We start from the raw sequence: 18,022 nt of genomic DNA, 5'->3' as shown, positions 1-18,022 counted from the left end.
CCGCCAGCCCAGGTCCACGTCCTCGTAGAACATGAAGAACCGCTCGTCGAACCCGTCCAGCGCGGCGAACAGCTCGGCGCGCACCAGCAGCGCCGAACCGGTGCCGAACAGCACGTCCCGCGGCGCGTCGTGGCTGCCGTCGTCCGGTTCGCCCGCGAACCGCTTGTAGCCCATGCCGAACCAGGTGAGCCCGCCGTCCACGAAGTCGACGAGCTCGCCCTCCCAGTCCAGGACCTTGCTGGCGACCGCGCCCACCGTCGGCTCGGCGCGCAGCACCGCCACCGCGGCCCGCACCCAGTCCCGGTCCGGCCGGGCGTCGTTGTTCAGGAACGCCAGCACCTGGCCCGACGCGGTCCGCGCGCCCAGGTTGCAGCCGCCGGCGAAACCCAGGTTCTCGCCCGGTTCCAGCACGGTGGCGCCCGGCGCCGCGGCGCGGATGCGGGCGGCTTCGGCGCTGCCCGGGGTGTTGTCGACGCAGATCAGTTCCAGCCGGTCCGCCGGGTAGTCCAGTTGGTCGCGCACCGCGCGCAGGCACGTGATCGTGTCCTCGGCACCGCGGTGGTTGACGACGATCACGGAGACTGCGGGCAGCGCAGCGGACTCGGAGGTATCAGCCACGCCCCTAAGCGTGCCCTATCGGTGCCCGCCGAACGCACGCAGTCCGAAGATCCACCCGAATCCGGCACCACCGCCGCCGGGGTGCGCGGACCGCCGGTCCGGCCTCGTCGGGCGAACGGTCCGTTGGTTCGTGCGGTGGTGTCGGTGCGTGGACCGCCGGTCCGATCTCGTTGGGCGAACGGTCCGTTGGTTCGTGCCGTGGTGTCGAGGTGGGCGGATCGCCGTCCGATCTCGTCGGGCGAGCGGTCCGTTGGTTCGTGCGGTGGTGTCGGGGGCGGGCTGCCCGTCCGATGCCGTTGGGCGAACGGTCCGTTCACCCGCGGAGCGGGTGCGGGTCAGCGGCCCGCCCAGCGCCGCCACACCTCGGCGCGGGCGCGCGCGGTGCGGCCGCGGCGGGCGAGCAGCGCGCCGGGGGCGAGCGCGCCGAGCTCGGCGAGCACCCGCAGCCGGAGCCCGAACCGGAAGTTCGGCGGCGGCACCGGAGCTCCGCGCAGCCGCCGCAGCGGCAGCACCCCGGTGAGCGCGGCGAACCGGGCGAGCTCCCGCACCGCGACCCGCCCCGGCGCGCAGCGCAGCAGCATCAGCAGCCGGTTCCGCTCGTTCCACCGGTGGAACCGCGCCGAACCGGGCCGGGTGCTCGCGCCGTGCAGGTGCGCCACCCGCGCGCCGGGCACCAGCAGCACCCGGCCGCCGTCGAGCCGCAGCCGCCACGCGGTGTCGGTGTCCTCGTAGTAGCAGAAGAACCGCGCGGGAACTCCGCCCGCGGCGCGCAGTTCCGCGGTCCGCAGCAGCGCCGCCCCGCCGCAGAACCCGAACACCTCCCGCACCGGGGCGGTTCCGGCGATCGGGCCGGTCCCGGCCGAGTCGGCATCAGCGCTCGGATCGACTCCGGCCCTCGGATCGGTTTCGGGCCCCGGATCGCCCCCGGCCCGCGCACCGGCCCCGCCCCCCGAATCGACGCCGTGCCCGTCTGCGCTCAACCGCACCCCGGCGGACTGCACCACCCCGTCGGGAGTGCGCAGCACCGCGGCCGCCGCCCACACCCCGCGGTCCGCGTCGAGCGCGTCCTCCAGCGCGGCGAGCCAGCCGGGTTCGGGCGCGGCGTCGTCGTTGAGCCAGGCGGTGAACGGGGTGCCGATCCGCGGCAGCGCGGCGGCGATCCCGCCCGCGTAGCCGAGATTGCGGGGCAGCCGCAGCACCTCCGGCCGGGACGGGTGCCGGGCGATCAGCTCGGCCGTGCCGTCGTCGGAGGCGTTGTCCACCACCAATGTCCGATGTGGACGGTCGAGTGCGGCTACCGCGTCCAGGCAGGCGGTCAGGTGCCGCCGCCCGCGCCACGTCACCACCACGACCGTGCTCCGCACACCGCCTCCGTCCCGCCGCAGGCCCCGAACCCTAGGCGACGGCACCGCGCTTCCCGGCGGGGCCGGTGAATTCGCAGCGTAGGGTTCTGCTCGGAGTGCAGCGTCCGCGAACTGGAGAGGTGATGAGGTGCCCGAGTTGGTCGTGATCGCCGAGCAGCTGGTCACCCGCGTGCCCGGCGGAACGGGCCGCTACACCCGCGAACTGCTCGCCGCGCTCGCCGCCACCGCCCCCGCGGGCTGGGAGGTGAGCAGCGCGATCAGCCGCGGCGGCGACCCGGCCCGCGCCACCGTGGCCGGGGTGGCGGGCCCGAAGGTGCTGCCGCTGCCGCGCCGCGCCCTCACCGCGGCCTGGGAGCACGGCCTCCCGCCGTGGCCGGGCGGCGACGCGGTGCACGCCATGACCCCGCTGGCCCCGGCCCGCAAGCGCGGCCGCGGCCTGGTGGTGACGGTGCACGACACGGTGCCCTGGACGCACCCCGAGACGCTCACCCCGCGCGGCGCCGCCTGGCACCGCCGCGCGATCACCCGCGCCGCCCGCGAGGCCGACGCGATCGTGGTGCCCACCGAGGCCGTCGCCGCCGACCTCGCCACCCGCGTCGAGCTGCGCGCCGACGTGCGGGTGATCGGCGAAGGCGTGCCCGAGGCGCTGCTCGCCGCCCCCGACCCGGACCGGGTGCGCACCGCCGCCGCGAGCCTCCCGCCGCGGTACCTGCTGACCGTCGGCACCTTCGAACCGCGCAAGGGCCACGCGCACCTGATCGAGGCGCTGTCCCGCCCGGAGGCCCCCGACCTGCCGCTGCTGCTGGTCGGCGTGCCCGGCTGGGGCGGGGTCGATCCGGTGCGGCTCGCCGAACGGCACGGGCTGCCCGCCGGGCGGGTGCGGGTGCTGCGCGACATCGGCGACGCCGAGCTCGCCGTGCTGCTGCGGCGGGCGACCGCCCTGGTGGCGCCGAGCCTCGCCGAAGGCTTCGGGCTGCCGGTGCTGGAGGCGATGGCGCTCGGCACGCCCGTGGTGCACTCCGACGCCCCCGCCCTGGTGGAGGTCGCCGGGTCCGCCGGCCTCACCGCGCGCCGCGCCGACCCGCGCGCGCTGGCCCGCGCGCTGCGCATCGCCGTCGACGACCCGGACCAGCGGGACCGGATGGCGGCGGCCGGACCGCGCCGCGCCGAGCTGTTCGGCTGGCGGCGCGCGGCCGAGCAGGTGTGGCGGGCGCACCTCGAGACCTGATTTCCGGAACCCCCCACGATCCGCACCGGCACCCCCGTACGCTGCACGCGTGCACAGAGGCGAGCCGCAGCTCCTCGTCGACGCCACCGCCGTCCCCGCGGACCGCGGTGGCGTCGGTCGCTACGTGGATTCCTTGTTGGCCGCGCTCGACCAGGACGGCGCGCAGCTGAGCGTCGCCTGCCAGCCGCGGGACGCCGCGCTGTACGGCAGGCTCGCCCCGAACAGCCGGATCATCCCGGCGGCGGAGGCCGTCGCGACCCGCACCGCCCGCCTCACCTGGGAGCAGACGACGCTGCCCCGGCTGGTGCGCAGGCTCGGCGCGCACGTGCTGCACTCGCCGCACTACACGACGCCGCTGGCGAACCCGGCCGCGTCCGTGGTCACCCTGCACGACGCCACGTTCTTCACCGACCCCGCGCTGCACTCGCCGGTGAAGGCCCGCTTCTTCCGCTCCTGGACGAAGGCCGCGCTGCGCCGCGCCACCCTCTGCGTGGTGCCGAGCGAAGCCACCGCCGACGAGCTCGCCCGCAGCGCCGGAGCCGACCGCACGGCGATGCACGTGATGTACCACGGCGTCGACCCCGAGCACTTCCACCCGCCGTCGCCCGCCGAGATCACGGCCGTGCGGGACCGGTTGGGTCTGCACGACCAGCCGTACGTGGCGTTCCTCGGCGCCCTCGAACCCCGCAAGAACGTGCCCGCCCTGATCAAGGGATTCACCGCGGCCGGGCGCGGCCGCTCCGACGACCCGGCGCTGGTGCTGGCCGGGCAGCCCGGCTGGGACACCCGGGTGGAGCGGGCGCTGGAGGCGGTGCCGCACCGGGTGCGGGTGATCCGCGCCGGGTACGTGCCGTTCGCCGAATTACCCGGTTTCCTCGGCGGCGCGCACGTCGTCGCCTACCCGAGCATCGGCGAGGGCTTCGGGCTGCCCGTCCTGGAGGCGATGGCCTGCGGCGCGGCCGTGCTCACCACCGGACGCCTCAGCCTGCCCGAGGTCGGCGGCGACGCCGTCGCCTACTGCGGGGTGCGGCCCGCCGAGATCGCCACCGGGCTGACCGGGCTGCTCGACGATCCGGCCCGCCGCGCCGCGCTGTCGGCCGCCGCCCAGCGCCGTGCCAAGGAGTTCACCTGGGCCGCGTGCGCGGCGCAGCACCGCGAGGCCTACTCCCGTGCGCACCACCTGCACCGCCGCCGCCGCTGACGGGGCCTCACCGCCCCGCGGCCGCCGCGCGCCGTTCGGCAGAATGTCCGGGCGTGACCGCCTCTTCCCGCAGCCATGGCGACCAGCTCGCCATCGTCATCGTGACCTACTCGCCCGGCGAGACCCTCGACCGCAACCTCGACTCGATCCGCGCTGCCACCGAACGCCCGGTACGGGTGGTCCTGGCCGACAACGGGTCGACGGACGGGGAACCGGAACGCGCCGCCGAGACCCGCTCCGAGGTCGAATTCCTGCCGACCGGGGCGAACCTCGGCTACGGCGGGGGAGCGAACCGCGGGGTGGCGGCCCTCGGCGCGGAGTACGGCTGGGTGGTGATCAGCAACGCCGACGTCGAATGGGCGCCGGGGGCGCTGGACGCGCTGCTGGCCGCGGCCGAGCGCTGGCCGCGCGGCGGTGCCTTCGGCCCGCTGATCAACGAGCCCGACGGCACCGTCTACCCGTCCGCGCGGCTGCTGCCCTCGCTGGGGCGGGGAGCGGGGCACGCGGTGTTCGGCCGGATCTGGCCGGGCAACCCGTGGACCCGCGCCTACCGGCAGTCCGAGGCGGTCGTCGAAGAGCGCACCGCAGGCTGGCTGTCCGGCTCCTGCCTGCTGCTGCGCCGCGAGGCCTTCGACGGCATCGACGGGTTCGACCCGCGCTACTTCATGTACTTCGAAGACGTGGACCTGGGGGACCGGCTCGCCCGCAAGGGCTGGCTGAACGTGTTCGTGCCCAGCGCGCGGATCACGCACATCGGCGGGCACGCCACCTCCAGCGCACCGGCGAAGATGCTGGTGGAGCACCACCGCAGCGCCTACCGGTACCTCGCCGACCGGCACCGGGGCGCGGTGTGGGCGCCGCTGCGGCTGGCGCTGCGGGCCGCGCTGGCGGTGCGGGCGCGGCTGGAAGTGCGGGCGCGCGGGAAGTAACCGGGACGGGCGGCGCGAGCACCGCGCCGCCCGCCGGGCTCCGGCCGGTGCTGCCGGCGCTAGTACTGCTGGCGAGCGGCGCGGGAACCGAGCGGGCCGAACTGGCCCTCGGGGCGCTGCGCCTGGTACGGGTTCGGCGGCAGCTGCTGGCCGAAGTCCTCGTCCGGCCAGCCGTACTGGTCGTTCCGGCCGCCCTGCTGCTGGCCCGCTTGTTGTTGGCCGCCCTGCTGCTGAGCGCCCTGTTGCTGGCCGCCCTGCTGCTGCCCCGCCTGTTGCTGGCCGCCGTGCTGCTGGCCCGCCTGCTGCTGAGCGCCTTGCTGGGGACCGGCCTGCTGGCCGCCCTGCTGCCGGGCCTGCTGGTCACCGCCCTGCTGCTGCGGCCGGTTCTGCTGCTGGCCCTGCTGGCCGCTCTGCTGGTAGTGGCCCTGCCCGGTCTGCTGCGGCCGCTGCTCGGCGCGCTGCTGCGGCCACGCCGCCTGCTGCTGCCCGCCCTGCTGGGACTGCTGCGGAGCCGTGGCCTGCGGGATCGCCGTCGTCGCGTCCGCATCGACCTGCGCGTGATCGGCGGCGTCGACCACGGTGCGCGGAATCCGCACGGTCGTCGAGGCGTCCATCGGCGAGGTGGCGCTGTCCGGTGTCACGACGAACGCGCCCCGTGCCCGCGCACGAGCAAGTGTTTCGTCGGCTCGGTCCCGCGGGTCCATAGCGGTGCCTCTCCATGCTTTCGCCGTCGGCTTCTCGGCCGCGTCGCGACCGTCGCGCTACCGCGGGGCGCCGGCGAGGAGCTCGTCGCGCCGCGGTCCCTTCGTGTTGTCACCGTCCCGCGGCAAGGTATGCGTGCCCTGTCCGCGTCCCGGCACGGGGTTCGACTTCGGTCCGCGCCGTGGCGCGGGGTTCGGTCCTGCTCCGCTGCTTCGCACTGTATCCGCCGTTCCCGGTCCGGGGCCGGTATTGGCGGTGGTCGAGCGCCCGGTGTCGTCGCGGCACGACGATCATCGTGCCACCACCGGGAGCGGATCCGCGACGCCGAGGTGGGGTGGAGCCGCGGTGCTCCGGTCGCATTCGGGGGCGGCCGCCCGGGACCGCGCCGCGCCGTCGCGGTCGCCGTTCCGCGCGTGCCACCGGGAGGATCGGGGGCGTGCGGGGTGCCGTGCTCGCGGAACGGCCGGGTAGTGACCGATTCCACTGAGCCGGAACCCGGCCTCCATTATGCCGCCGTCGTTGTCACAGTATTCCCCCCAACGGGTTTTCGTCAGGATCTACCGCACGCACCCGGCACCGGCGCGGGGGAGCCCCCGCCGCCGCTGACCGCGGTCGCCTGCCGGTACCGGAGGCCGGGACGAGCCCGGCGCGAGGAAGGAGGTCCGGTATGAGCGCCGGTCCCGATGGTTCGCCCGGCCCGCTGCCCGACGCGGAGGCGGTGGTGCTCGTCGGCGGCAAGGGCATGCGCCTGCGCCCGCTGACGCTGTCCGCGCCGAAACCGATGCTGCCCACCGCCGGGGTGCCGTTCCTGAGCCACCTGCTGGCGCGGATCCGGGCGGCCGGCATCCGGCACGTCGTGCTCGGCACCTCCTACAAGGCCGAGGTGTTCGCCGAGCACTTCGGCGACGGCTCCGAGTTCGGCCTGGAGCTGGAGTACGTCGTCGAGGACGAGCCGCTGGACACCGCGGGCGCCATCCGCAACGTGGCGCACCTGCTGCGGGCGAAGGACGTGCTGGTGTTCAACGGCGACATCCTCTCCGGCCTGGACCTGCGCTCCCTCGTCGAGACCCACCGCGCCAGCGCCGCCGAGGTGACGCTGCACCTGGTGAAGGTGGCGGACCCGCGCCAGTTCGGCTGCGTGCCCACCGACGCCGACGGCAGGGTCACCGCGTTCCTGGAGAAGACCGAGGATCCGCCGGTCGACCAGATCAACGCCGGTTGCTACGTGTTCCGCCGCCCCGTGATCGAGGACATCCCGGTCGGTCGGCGGGTGTCGGTGGAGCGCGAGACCTTCCCCGGCCTGCTGGCCGCGGGCGCCCGGTTGCAGGGGCACGTGGACTCCTCGTACTGGCTGGACATGGGCACGCCCGCCGCCTACGTGCGCGGTTCGGCGGACCTGGTGCGCGGCGAGCTGCCGTCCGCGGCGCTGCCCGGCACCCCGGGGGAGGCGCTGCTGCTGCCCGGCGCGCAGGTCGCCGCGGACGCCGTCGTCGACGGCGGCAGCACCATCGGCGCGGGCGCGGTCGTCGGGGAGCGCGCCCGGGTCACCGGCTCGATGGTGTTCGACGGCGCGCACATCGGTGCGGAGACCGAGGTGGACGGCTGCGTGATCGGCGCCGGGGCCCGCATCGGCGCGGGCGTGGCGCTGCGCGGCGCGGTGCTCGGCGACGGCGTGGTGCTCGGCGACGAGTGCGAACTGCTGGACGGCGCCCGGGTGTGGCCGGGCGTGGAGATCCCCGCCGGTGGCGTGCGGTTCTCGGCGGACCGGAGATGACCTGATGCGCACCACCTGGCGGCCGACCGGCCCGCTGGACCTCCCGCGGGTGCTGTCCCCGCTGCGCCGCGGCAGCGGGGACCCCGCCAGCGCGGTGCAGGACTCCGGGGCGTGGTGGCTGGCGATGACCACCGCGCACGGTGCCGGGACGCTCCGGCTCGCCGCCGACCCGGCCGGCGAGGTCGTCGCCGAGGCGTGGGGCGACGGCGCGGAACCGCTGCTGGCCCGGGTGCCGCGGCTGCTCGGCGCCGCCGACGACGACGGCGGCTTCGCACCCGCGCACGACGTGGTCCGGCGGGGGATGCGGGCCGCCCGCGGCCTCCGGCTCTGCTCGACCGGGCGGGTGTGGGACGCGCTGGTCGCCGCCGTGCTGGAGCAGAAGGTCACCAACCGGGAGGCGTGGCGTTCCTGGCGCGAGCTGTGCCGCCGGTTCGGCACCCCCGCGCCCGGTCCCGCGCCGCGCGGCCTGTGCGCGCCGCCGAGCCCGCGGCAGGTGCGGGAGATCCGCGACTGGGAGTGGCACAAGGCGGGCGTGGACGGCGCCCGGCGGCGCACCCTGATCGCCGCGGCCGGGGTGGCGCACCGCCTGGAACGGGCCGTGGAGCTGGGTGGCGAGCCGGGCCGCGCGCTGCTCCAGCACGTGCCCGGCATCGGGCCGTGGACGGCCGCGGAGGTCGCGCAGCGGGCCTGGGGCGATCCGGACGCGGTCAGCGTCGGTGACTACCACCTGCCGACGATCGTCGGGATCGGGCTCGCGGGCCGGCCGATGGACGACGCGGAGATGCTGGCGGCGCTCGCCCCGTACGCGGGCCAGCGGCACCGCGCGGTGCGCTACCTCGGCGCTGCCGGGGTCACCCGCCCGCGGTTCGGGCCGCGGCTGCCGCCCCGCGACTACCGGGTGCTCTGAGCCGCGAGGTGCGGTCCGGCCGCGGCCAGCAGCGGGCCCAGATCGGAGTCCGCGGGCAGCGCGTCGACCGGCCACCAGCGCAGGTCCAGCGACTCGTCGCTGCGCACCGGCTCGGCGCCCGCGGGCGCGCGCACCAGGTAGCGGACGTCGAAGTGCCGGGTCGGCACGCCCAGCGAGCAGGTGATCGGGTGCACGTCCAGGTGCACCGGTTCCGCGGACACCGCCAGCCCGTCGATCCCGGACTCCTCGGTGGCCTCCCGCAGCGCGGCGCCCGCCAGCGAGGTGTCCTCCGGTTCGCAGTGCCCGCCGAGCTGCAGCCACTTCCCGACCCGGGGGTGCAGGGTGAGCAGCACGTGCTCGGCGGCCGCGTCCAGCAGCACCGCCGAGGCCGTCACGTGCCCCGGCGCGCAGGCGCGCAGGCACGCGTCCTCGCGCGCGTCCAGCAGGGCGAGGAACGCGTGGCGCAGCGCCTCCTGCCCGCCGTCGGACGGCCGCCACCCGCGCAGCACCTGTTCCGCGTCCGCGTGCAACACCTCGGCCCCCACGACCGAACCTCCTCGTGCTCGCACCCGCTCACTCGGCGGGCGGGTCGTCGACCTGCGGTGGTGTCAGAGTTCCAGCAGCCCGTCGGCCAGGTCGCGCGGCGGGCGCGGGCCGTCGACCGGCTCGGCGGGGTGGCCGACGGCCACCGCGCCCAGCGGTTCCCACGACTCCGGCAGGTCCAGCGCCGCCCGCACCACGTCCGGGCAGAACATCGTCGAGGACACCCAGCAGGAGGCGAGCTCCTCCGCGGCCAGCGACACCAGCAGTCCCTGCACGGCCGCCCCGCCCGCCACGGTGAACATCTCCCGCTCCGCCGCGGTGCGCCGCGCGTCCGGGTAGTCGTGCGAGCCGTCCCGGACCAGGAACGGCAGCACCAGCTCCGGGGCCGCGTACAGCAGGTCGCCGCGGCCCACCCGGCGCTGCGCGGCGGCCTCCTCGCGGCCGTCGCCGCGCAGGTCCGCGAGCCACGCCGTGCGCATCGCGTCCAGCAGCTTCGCCCGCAGCGGCCGGTCCCGCAGCCACACGAACCGCACCGGGCGGGTGTGGTGCGGGGCGGGTGCGGTGAGCGCGGCGGCGACGGCCCGGCGCACCGGCTCCTCGGCCACCGGTTCCGCGCTGAACGCGCGCACCGAGCGGCGCAGCAGCACCGCTTCCCGGCGGCCCTGCGCGATGGCCTCGTCGGTGCCGAGCCGGAACAGGTCGTGCTCCACCGGCCGCGTCAGGTCCCGCGCCGAGGAACCGTCGTCCTCGGTGCTCAGCCCGCGCAGCACCGCGACCGGGACGCCGCCGAGCTTGCCCTTCACCAGGTCCGCGGCGGCCGCGACCTCGTCGGCGATGGCGACCTCGGTGACGGCCAGCTCGTTGCCCTGCGCGTCGACGCTGCCCGCGTACCGGTGCAGCACCCGCAGCCCGGCCGCGCCGATCGCCGCGTCGGTCTGCCCGTTGCGCCAGGTCCGCCCCATCGTGTCGGTGATCACCACGCCGACCTGCACGCCGAGCCGGTCGGCCAGTCCGGCGCGCAGCCTGCGCGCGGAGGCGTCCGGGTCCTCCGGCAGCAGCGCGATCCGGTCCAGCGCCACGTTCGAGGCGTCCACCCCGGAGGCGGCCTGCACGATGCCCAGCCGGTTCCGGGTGATCAGCGTGTTCCGGAACCGGGCCAGCACCTCGGTGGCCTCGGAGCGCACCAGTTCGCGGCGCAGCCGTTCCCGTTCCGCCGGGTCGCGCGGGGTGCGCACCACCCGGTCCTCGACCTTCGAGATGACCTTGCTGGTGACCACCACGACGTCCCCGTCGGACAGCCACGGCGCGCCCGCCGCGATGGAGGCCGCCACGTCGTCGCCGGGCCCGAACTCGGGCAGCCCGGTCACCGCGAACAGCTGGAGCCCGGCGGTCGCCGCGTGATCCCTCATGACGCCTCCGGAACCGCGAGCCCGGCCGCGTCGAACGCGGCCCGCGCCATCTCCGCGGTCGCAGCCACGTCGGACATCAGCAGCGGGACGTCGCGCACCGCCACGCCCGGCACGTCGGCGGTGTCGCCGGTGTGCACCAGCCACGCGTCGAGCACGCCGTCGGCGGACTCGGCACGGGAACCGTAGAGCCTGCCGACCGCTTCGGCGGAGGTCTCCACGCCGATCGCGGTCAGGCAGGCGTCGGCCATGCCGCGCAGCGGGCGGCCGCCGATGATCGGGGACACACCCACCACGGGTGCGGGCGTCGAGCGCAGCGCCTCCCGGAACCCGGGCACCGCGAGCAGCGTCCCCACGCTCACCACCGGGTTCGACGGCGCGACCAGCACCACGTCGGCCCCGGCGATCGCCTCGGCGACGCCCGGCGCGAGCTTGGCCTCCTCGGCGCCGACCGGCACGATGGCTCCCGCGGCCGGTTCCGCGCGGTGGCGCACCCACCACTCCTGGAAGTGCACCGCGGCCGGTTCGCCGGTGGTGGGGTCCTCGATCGCCACGTGCGTCTCGACCCGGTCGTCGCTGACCGGCAGCAGCCGCACCCCGGGCCGCCAGCGGTCGCACAGCGCCTCGGTCACCGCGGACAGCGGGTAGCCGGCGCGCAGCATCCGCGACCGGACCAGGTGGGTGGCGATGTCCCGGTCGCCCAGCCCGAACCAGCTCGGTTCGGCGCCGTAGGCGGCCAGCTCCTCCTTCACCGACCACGTCTCGTCGACGCGGCCCCAGCCCTTCTCGGTGTCGATGCCGTCGCCGAGGGTGTACATGCAGGTGTCCAGGTCCGGGCAGACCCGCAGCCCGTGCATCCACACGTCGTCGCCGATGTTGACCACGGCGGTCACCTCGTGCGGGGACCCGCCGTCGCCTTCGCCGAGCGCGGGCATGCCCAGCGCTGCCTTGACCCCCAGCAGGAACCGCGCCCCGCCGACTCCACCGACCAGTGCTACGACCTTCACCCCGCGATCCTCGCACGCGGGCGGGGCCGTCCGAGGCCGGACCGGTGTCCGCTGCGTCACCGGCCGGTGATCACTGCCAGAAGCGGAAGGTCTCCTGGCCCAGCATCGCCAGCACCGGATTCCCGCCGACGACGCCGAACACCAGGTACGCCAGCGAGAAGAACGCCTGGCCCACGAACGGCACCGCGAACAGCAGCAGGAACAGCACCAGCGGCGCCCACGGCCGCGCCTTCTCGCCGAACTCCCGGGCCTGGCGCGACAGCCACGGCTCGATCGCGCCGTACCCGTCCAGGCCCGGCACCGGCAGGATGTTCAGCACGAACGCGATCACCTGCAGGAACGCCAGGTAGGACAGTCCGGTGGAGAGCCCGATCGGCATCGGCACCAGCAGCACCGCGGCCGTGATCAGCATCCCGATCACCAGGTTCGTCAGCGGTCCGGCCAGCGACACCATCGATTCGACGCGCCGGGTGCGCAGCGCGTGGTGGTTGATCCACACCGCGCCACCGGGCAGCGGGATCCCACCGGCGATCACGAAGAGCAACGGCAGCACGATGCTGAGTACCGGATCGGTGTAACGGCGCGGGTCGAGCGTCAGGTAGCCCTTGCCCGGGATCGACAGGTCGCCACCCCGGTACGCGGTGATCGCGTGCCCGAACTCGTGCAGGCACAGCGACGCCGCCCACCCGCCGATGACGATCAGCACGATTCCGGTGGTCCGGGCGAACGGCTGGTCGACGGTGGCGAGCACACCGCCGAGCACCGTCGCGCCGAGCAGGGCCAGGAACAGGGGGCTCACACGCGTCTTCACGCCCCCAGTGTCCCCGGTCGCCCCGACGGCCGGGCACGGCCGGGTGAAAAGTCCTGATCGGTGCTGCGCGGCGCTGCCACCTGGCGTAATGGGCTGCCGACAAAAGAGTGCCGGAGTTGCGTCATGCGGCGGGAGCCGCGGGGTCCCTCAACGGGTTGGCTCCGCTTGACCGAGTGGAGCTACACCGGTGTAATCACAGCGGTGTCATTCTCCGCTGAAATGATTGCTCGGCGGCGGGTTCACCGGGCGGTCCACCGCAGCGCGGTCGGCCACCGGTGGTGAATCCCGACGAATCGTCCGGTTCGGATTTCCACCTCGTGGATTTTCCGCCTGCCGGATTTCGAGCGGAGGCCGGGAAAAGGGAGTCCCGGTAGGTGGCCATGGTCGAACGGGCGGGTCCGGTGAGAGGGCCGGTGCGCTGCCCGGGCGGCGACGCGGGGCGCGGTGCGCCTCACGTCCGGAGTGCATCCCGAACGGTCCTGGGGAGGGCCGGAGGGAACGGGAGCGATCGGGGGAGGACCAATGTGGGAGACAGGTCAAGCCCACCTGATGGAACAGGGCCGCTTGATGGAACAGAGTCATCCGCTGCTTCAGGGGAACCTGGTGCAATGGGGGGATCCGAAGGAATCCGAGACCACGGATGCCGATGTGCTCGCCCAGCTCTTCGAACTGGGTGAGCCGGAACAGGAGTGGCAGGAGCGCGCATTGTGCGCGCAAACCGATCCAGAGGCCTTCTTCCCGGAGAAGGGCGGTTCCACTCGCGAGGCCAAACGCATCTGCGCGGGCTGCGAGGTCCGGTCCGAATGCCTGGAGTACGCGCTGGAGCACGACGAGCGCTTCGGCATCTGGGGCGGGCTGTCCGAGCGGGAGCGCCGCCGCCTCAAGCGACGCGCGGTGTGAAGCCGGGCCCGCGCCCGCCGGTCCGAGGGACCCGCGCGGCGCAGGGCCCGGCTTCCCGCCGGAGGGACCTGCGGTGATCACCTGAGACGTCCGCGCGCACGCCCGTCCCGGTTCGGCGGCGGGCCCTCAGCTTTTCGGCTTCCGTCCACTACCGTCGTGCGGTGATCGCACCACGGCAGGGGAGGACACTGTGGCCGGGACCGCGCCGCGCCTGAACACCGCGCCCGCACTGGCGGTGCTCGTGTGCCACGACGGCGATCGCCGGTTACCGGAGGTGCTGGCCGCGCTGCGCGAGCTCACCGTCCGGCCCCGGCACCTGCTCGCGGTGGACACCGGTTCCACCGACGGCACCGCGGACCTGCTGGCGGCGGCCTCCGACCTGGTGGACGGCGTGCTGGACCTGCCGCCGGAAACCGGTTTCGGCGCCGCGGTCGCCGCGGCCACCGAGCACGCCGTCGACCGCTGGGGCGATCCGGGCCGCTGGTTGTGGCTGCTGCACGACGATTCCGCGCCGGAACCGGACTGCCTGCGCCGGTTGCTGGACGTCGCCGAGCTGGATTCGGCCGCGGCCGTGCTGGGGCCGCTCGGCCTGGACTGGGACGATCCGCGGCTCGTGGTGGACGCCGGGCTGTCCACCGACGCTTCGGGACACCGGCAGACCGGCATCGGCTCGGCCGAGGTCGACCCGGAGCTCGCCTGGGCGGGCGCCGCGGACGGGGAGATCGGTGGAGGTCCGGGGCGGTCCGCGGACGAGTCGGCCGCCACCGCCGGAGCCGGAGCGGATGCCGACTCCGACGACACCGACGACACCGTCGGCGCCGGTTCCGTCGACACCGCCAGAACCGACTCCGCCCGCACCGAGTCCGCCCGCACCGACTCCGCGGTCGCCGAGTCCGCCACTTCTTCCGATACCGCCGACGCCGCTCAGCCCGACGGCTCAGCCGACACCGAACCCGCCGAACCCGTCGGTGAATCCGCCCCGGACGACCGGCCCACCGACGCCGACCCGGCCGCCGATGAGGCCGCGGCCGACGGCGCCGGCTCGTCCCCCGAGTCCACATCGGACGCGGAGCGCCGCGCGCCCACCGACGTCCGCGTCGTGTCCGAGGTGCTGGCCGTCTCCACCGCGGGCGCGCTGGTCCGCCGCGAGGTCTTCGAGCGGCTCGGTGGGTTCGACCCGGCGTTGCCGCTGGGCTTCGAGGACATCGACTTCGGCTGGCGCACCAACTCCGACGGGCACCTGGTGCTGTGCGTGCCGAGCGCCCGGATGCGGCACGCGGGCGCGCTGCGCGCCGGCGACCGGGAACCGGACGCGACCCGGCGCACGCTGCGCGCCGCCGAGCGGGTCGGCGGGGTGCGCACCTTCCTGGCCAACGCGCCGCGCTGGTCGTTCCTGCTCGGCGTGCCGCGGCTCGCGGTGCTGGCGCTGCTGCGCGCCGCCGGGTTCGGGCTGCTGTGGCGGCGGGGGGACGCGGCCGCCGAGCTCGCCGTGTTCACCGCGCTGGTCACCGGCCGGATGGGGTTGCGCACGGCGCGCGCCGAACGGCGGAGCACCACACCGGAACCGTCCGGGGTCCGCGGTCTGCTCACCAGCCGGGTGACGCGGCTGCGCAACGGGTTCCGGGCCGCGTTCGCCGGGCTGGTGCGGGAACGGGTGCGCCGCGAGGTCGTGCTCGGCCGCATGCCCGCCGCGCTCGGGCCGGCGCGGGTGACCCCGGTGGCGCCGCGCTCGGTCGGTCCGGCCGCGCTCCCGGCGGGGGCGCTCGGCACTCGCAGGCGCAGCGTCGGCGGGCTGCGCCGTCCCAGCGGTCCCGTGGTGGTGCCGGTCGAGACGGCGGCCGCCGCGGCGGAGCAGCGGCGGCCGTCGCCGGTGCCGCGCGACGCGGGCTCCGTCCCGGAACCGGACCGCAGGCTGCTGCTGGTGCAGGTGGACCGGCGGCGGGTGCTGCGGGAACTGGTGCTGGCGCCGCCGGTGGTGCTCGCGGTGGTGCTCACCGCGATCGCGCTGATCACGCACGGCCTGGTCGCCGAGCACGCCCGGTTCGGCGCCGAGCTGCAGGGCGGCAGGCTGTTCGCCGCCGTCGACCTGGGGTCGACCTGGCGGGACTACCTCGCCTCCTGGCATCCGGTGCACGGCGGCACCGGTTCGCCCGCGCCCGCCGCGCTGCTGGTGCTGGCGCTGCTGGGCACGGTGCTGGCGCCGCTCGGCGGGCCGCCCGCCGTGGTGGCGTTGCTGCTGCTGTTCGGCGTGCCGCTGGCCGGGCTCACCGCCTACGCCGCGACCCGCACGCTGCCGATGCGCGGCGAGCACCGGGCGCTGGCCGCGGGCGCGTACGCGCTGCTGCCGCTGGCCACGTCCGCCGCCGGGCAGGGCAGGCTCGACGTGGTCGTCGCACACGTCCTGGTGCCGCCGCTGCTGGCGGGCATCGCGTCCGTGATCGGGCTGTCCCGGCTGGCGATGCTCGCCCAGTCCCGGCATTGGCTGGGCACCGCCTGCGCGACGGCGCTCGGCCTGGCCGTGCTGGGGGCGTTCGCCCCGCTGGTGCAGGCGCTGCTGGTGGTGCTGGCGCTGCTCGGGTTCGTGGCGGTGCCCGGCGAGGCGCGGCGGGCGCGGCGCCGGATGGCCGGGCTGGCCGCGCTGGTGCTGCTGCCGATCGCGTGCCTGCTGCCGTGGCCGGTCGTGCTGGTGCAGCACCCGGAACTGCTGCTGCACGGGCTCGGCGCGCGGATCACCGAGGTGCCCGCCGGGTGGTGGCCGCTGCTGCTCAGCGCCGACGGGGCTCCGGCGACTTGGGCCGGTGGGCTGCTGGTGCTGGTCGCGCTGCTGGCGGCGGCGCTCGCCCCGCGCCCGGCGATGATCCCGGGCGCGGTCACGGCGGCCGCCGGGTGGGCGGTGGCGTTCACCGTGGACCGGATCGCGATGACCCCGGTGGCGGGCGGCCCGGCGGGCACCGGCGGTGCCGGGGCCCCGCTGGTGGTGGCCGCGGCCGGGCTGCTGTGGGCGGCGCTGTCCGCGGGACCGCTGCCGGTGCGGGTGCCGCGCCGGGTCCTCGCGGGTGCGCTGACCGGAGTGCTGCTGCTGGCCGGGGTGAGCGCGGTGTTCGCCGGGCGCGGACCGCTGCAGGTCGCGCCGACCGGCGGGACTCCGGCGCTGGCCGCTGAGCTCGACGGGCCCGGCGGCATGCTGCTCCTCGAACGCGGCCCGGCCCCGGCCCGGCTGGTCGAGGGCCGCGCACCGCGCTTCGGCGACGACGACCTGGTGCCGGTGCCGGACGCGATGCGCTGGCTGCGCGAGGTCGAGGCGGACCTGCTCTCCGGCGACCCGCAGCGGGTGCGGACCGCGCTGGCCACCGCTGCGGCCCGCGGCACCGGGCACGTGGCGGTGCCGGACGCGGCGACCGCCGACCGGGTGCGGGTGGCGGCCGGGGACCTGGTGGCGGATCACGGCGAACTCGGCGACGGCACCCCGGTGCTGCGGGTGCTGCTGCCGTCCGGCCCGGTGCAGCTGCTCGGCCCCGACCTGGCCCGGCAGGCGCGGCTCGCGGGGACCCCGTCCCCGCAGGCGCGTCCGCTGGGCGTGCCCGCGACGCTGCCCGAGGTCGCGGTCCGCGTCTCCGACGGCGGGGTGGGGCGGGTGCTGCTGCTCGCCGCCGAGCACGAACCCGGCTGGCACGCGGTGATCGACGGGCGGGAGGCGCCGCTGGCCGAGGGGTGGGGCCATCAGGTCGCGGTGCCGGTGCCGGAATCGGCGAGCGAGGTCCGCGTCGGCTACGGCGACTCGTCCCGCACCGCGCTGCTCGTGGTGCAGGCCGCGGCCGTGCTGTTCACCGCGATCGGCGCCCTGCCCTCCCGGCGCCGCTCCGAGGAGAGCTGAGCGGCGGCCGTCCCGCCGTGCCCGGCGGCCTCGCGGTCACCGCCCGGCGGGGGAGTTCGGCAGGGCCTACTGGCCTTCGATGACGTCCGGGTCCAAGCCCAGGTAGGTGGCGACCTGCTCGATGAGCACGTCGTGCAGCAGGTCGGCCATGTCCTGGCCGTCGCGGGCGCGGGCCTCCAGCGGCCTGCGGTACAGCACGATGCGGGCGCGGGTCGGCAGCCCGCGGCGGTCCACCCCGGCGGGGACGAGGCGTGCCAGCGGCACGTTCGCGTCCACCACCACGTCGTCGTCCCAGACGACCTTCTCGGGGGCGGTGACCTGGACCTCGGGCACCTCGTCGACGGCGACGTCGAGCTCGGTCAGCTCGGCGTGCCAGCGCTGCTCGATCGGTTCCAGGGCTTCCAGCACGATCGCGTCGAACCGTTGCGACCGGCTGCGCGCGACCGGGACCGACGACGGGTACAGGGGGCCGCGCAGGCCGCGCCCTCGACGGTCCCGCCGGGCGAGCGTCCGGCGCCGATATCCACGTGCGGTCACCACGGGCTGAGGGTACGCCCTCAGGACCCCCGCGGGGATGCCCGTTCGGGTCGCCTGTCGGCACCGGATGTGAGCACCCGCCGTCACCGGATCGCCCGGCACCCGTTCAGCGCAGCGCGAACAACACCGTCCACCTGCGCGAATCCGCCGGTGAGAGCCGTGCGCGCCGGAAGATCGACATCGACGGGCGAGGACGTTTCCGCGTGCCTCCGGCGCGGGCT

Annotated in this window: 14 protein-coding genes and 1 pseudogene; 7 read left to right on the top strand and 8 right to left on the bottom strand. The window is 75.9% G+C overall.

Annotated features, from left to right (window positions below):
• Both ABZ805_RS21925 and ABZ805_RS21920 read right to left on the bottom strand, forming a co-directional pair.
• On the bottom strand, window positions 1-618 hold a 618-nt coding region (locus tag ABZ805_RS21925), incomplete at its 3' end, for a glycosyltransferase family 2 protein (protein ID WP_358443270.1).
• A 335-nt stretch (window positions 619-953) separates the two neighbouring features.
• Window positions 954-1,982, bottom strand: a complete 1,029-nt coding sequence (locus ABZ805_RS21920) for a glycosyltransferase family 2 protein (RefSeq protein WP_358443266.1) — start codon at window positions 1,980-1,982, stop codon at window positions 954-956.
• Window positions 1,983-2,109: 127 nt separating this feature from the next.
• Between ABZ805_RS21920 and ABZ805_RS21915 the strand changes: the two genes are divergently transcribed.
• The 3 genes from ABZ805_RS21915 to ABZ805_RS21905 are packed head-to-tail and all read left to right on the top strand — an operon-like array spanning window position 2,110 to window position 5,340.
• Window positions 2,110-3,210 (top strand): glycosyltransferase family 1 protein, encoded by a 1,101-nt coding sequence (locus tag ABZ805_RS21915; RefSeq protein WP_358443263.1) that lies wholly within the window; start codon window positions 2,110-2,112, stop codon window positions 3,208-3,210.
• A 49-nt stretch (window positions 3,211-3,259) separates the two neighbouring features.
• Window positions 3,260-4,411: a glycosyltransferase family 1 protein gene (locus ABZ805_RS21910; RefSeq protein WP_358443260.1), complete on the top strand. Its 1,152-nt coding sequence runs from the start codon at window positions 3,260-3,262 to the stop codon at window positions 4,409-4,411.
• Window positions 4,412-4,464: 53 nt separating this feature from the next.
• Entirely contained in the window at window positions 4,465-5,340 is an 876-nt protein-coding gene (locus ABZ805_RS21905) for a glycosyltransferase family 2 protein (protein ID WP_358443258.1), read from the top strand.
• Between the two features lie 515 nt (window positions 5,341-5,855).
• Here ABZ805_RS21905 and ABZ805_RS21900 read toward each other — a convergent pair.
• A pseudogene (locus ABZ805_RS21900) lies at window positions 5,856-6,044 on the bottom strand (hypothetical protein); the annotation flags it as partial.
• A gap of 665 nt (window positions 6,045-6,709) precedes the next feature.
• Between ABZ805_RS21900 and ABZ805_RS21895 the strand changes: the two are divergent.
• Together ABZ805_RS21895 and ABZ805_RS21890 are read left to right on the top strand one after the other, a co-directional pair.
• Entirely contained in the window at window positions 6,710-7,816 is a 1,107-nt protein-coding gene (locus tag ABZ805_RS21895) for an NDP-sugar synthase (protein ID WP_358443256.1), read from the top strand.
• A gap of 4 nt (window positions 7,817-7,820) precedes the next feature.
• Complete coding sequence (locus tag ABZ805_RS21890; protein ID WP_358443253.1) at window positions 7,821-8,723, top strand: DNA-3-methyladenine glycosylase 2 family protein; 903 nt, start codon at window positions 7,821-7,823, stop codon at window positions 8,721-8,723.
• On the opposite strand, the gene ABZ805_RS21885 is transcribed toward ABZ805_RS21890, so the two are convergent.
• The 4 genes from ABZ805_RS21885 to ABZ805_RS21870 all read right to left on the bottom strand — a co-directional run bounded on the left by ABZ805_RS21885 (window position 8,708) and on the right by ABZ805_RS21870 (window position 12,490).
• Entirely contained in the window at window positions 8,708-9,268 is a 561-nt protein-coding gene (locus tag ABZ805_RS21885) for an NUDIX domain-containing protein (protein ID WP_358443250.1), read from the bottom strand. The two genes, ABZ805_RS21890 and ABZ805_RS21885, sit on opposite strands and share 16 nt — an antisense overlap.
• 63 nt (window positions 9,269-9,331) lie before the next feature.
• Window positions 9,332-10,675: a coenzyme F420-0:L-glutamate ligase gene (locus ABZ805_RS21880; RefSeq protein WP_358443248.1), complete on the bottom strand. Its 1,344-nt coding sequence runs from the start codon at window positions 10,673-10,675 to the stop codon at window positions 9,332-9,334.
• The gene (gene cofD / locus ABZ805_RS21875; protein WP_358443246.1) at window positions 10,672-11,679 is read right to left on the bottom strand and encodes a 2-phospho-L-lactate transferase; all 1,008 of its coding nucleotides are present in this window, start codon (window positions 11,677-11,679) and stop codon (window positions 10,672-10,674) included. Before cofD ends, ABZ805_RS21880 begins: the two co-directional genes overlap by 4 nt.
• Before the next feature lie 70 nt (window positions 11,680-11,749).
• Window positions 11,750-12,490 carry a site-2 protease family protein gene (locus tag ABZ805_RS21870; RefSeq protein ID WP_358443243.1) on the bottom strand — a complete coding sequence of 247 codons (741 nt, stop codon included), beginning with the start codon at window positions 12,488-12,490 and terminating at the stop codon, window positions 11,750-11,752.
• A gap of 567 nt (window positions 12,491-13,057) precedes the next feature.
• Between ABZ805_RS21870 and ABZ805_RS21865 the strand changes: the two genes are divergently transcribed.
• Together ABZ805_RS21865 and ABZ805_RS21860 are read left to right on the top strand one after the other, a co-directional pair.
• Window positions 13,058-13,390 carry a WhiB family transcriptional regulator gene (locus ABZ805_RS21865; RefSeq protein WP_358443277.1) on the top strand — a complete coding sequence of 111 codons (333 nt, stop codon included), beginning with the start codon at window positions 13,058-13,060 and terminating at the stop codon, window positions 13,388-13,390.
• A 190-nt stretch (window positions 13,391-13,580) separates the two neighbouring features.
• Window positions 13,581-17,264 carry a glycosyltransferase gene (locus tag ABZ805_RS21860; RefSeq protein ID WP_358443240.1) on the top strand — a complete coding sequence of 1,228 codons (3,684 nt, stop codon included), beginning with the start codon at window positions 13,581-13,583 and terminating at the stop codon, window positions 17,262-17,264.
• A gap of 66 nt (window positions 17,265-17,330) precedes the next feature.
• Here ABZ805_RS21860 and ABZ805_RS21855 read toward each other — a convergent pair whose 3' ends face one another.
• Complete coding sequence (locus tag ABZ805_RS21855) at window positions 17,331-17,804, bottom strand: metallopeptidase family protein (RefSeq protein WP_184482313.1); 474 nt, start codon at window positions 17,802-17,804, stop codon at window positions 17,331-17,333.
• Window positions 17,805-18,022 lie beyond the last annotated feature (218 nt).

Origin of the sequence: Saccharopolyspora sp. NPDC047091, assembly GCF_040643635.1 — a bacterium.
Lineage (GTDB): Bacteria > Actinomycetota > Actinomycetes > Mycobacteriales > Pseudonocardiaceae > Saccharopolyspora_C.
This window is presented reverse-complemented; position numbering and strand designations above follow the sequence as displayed.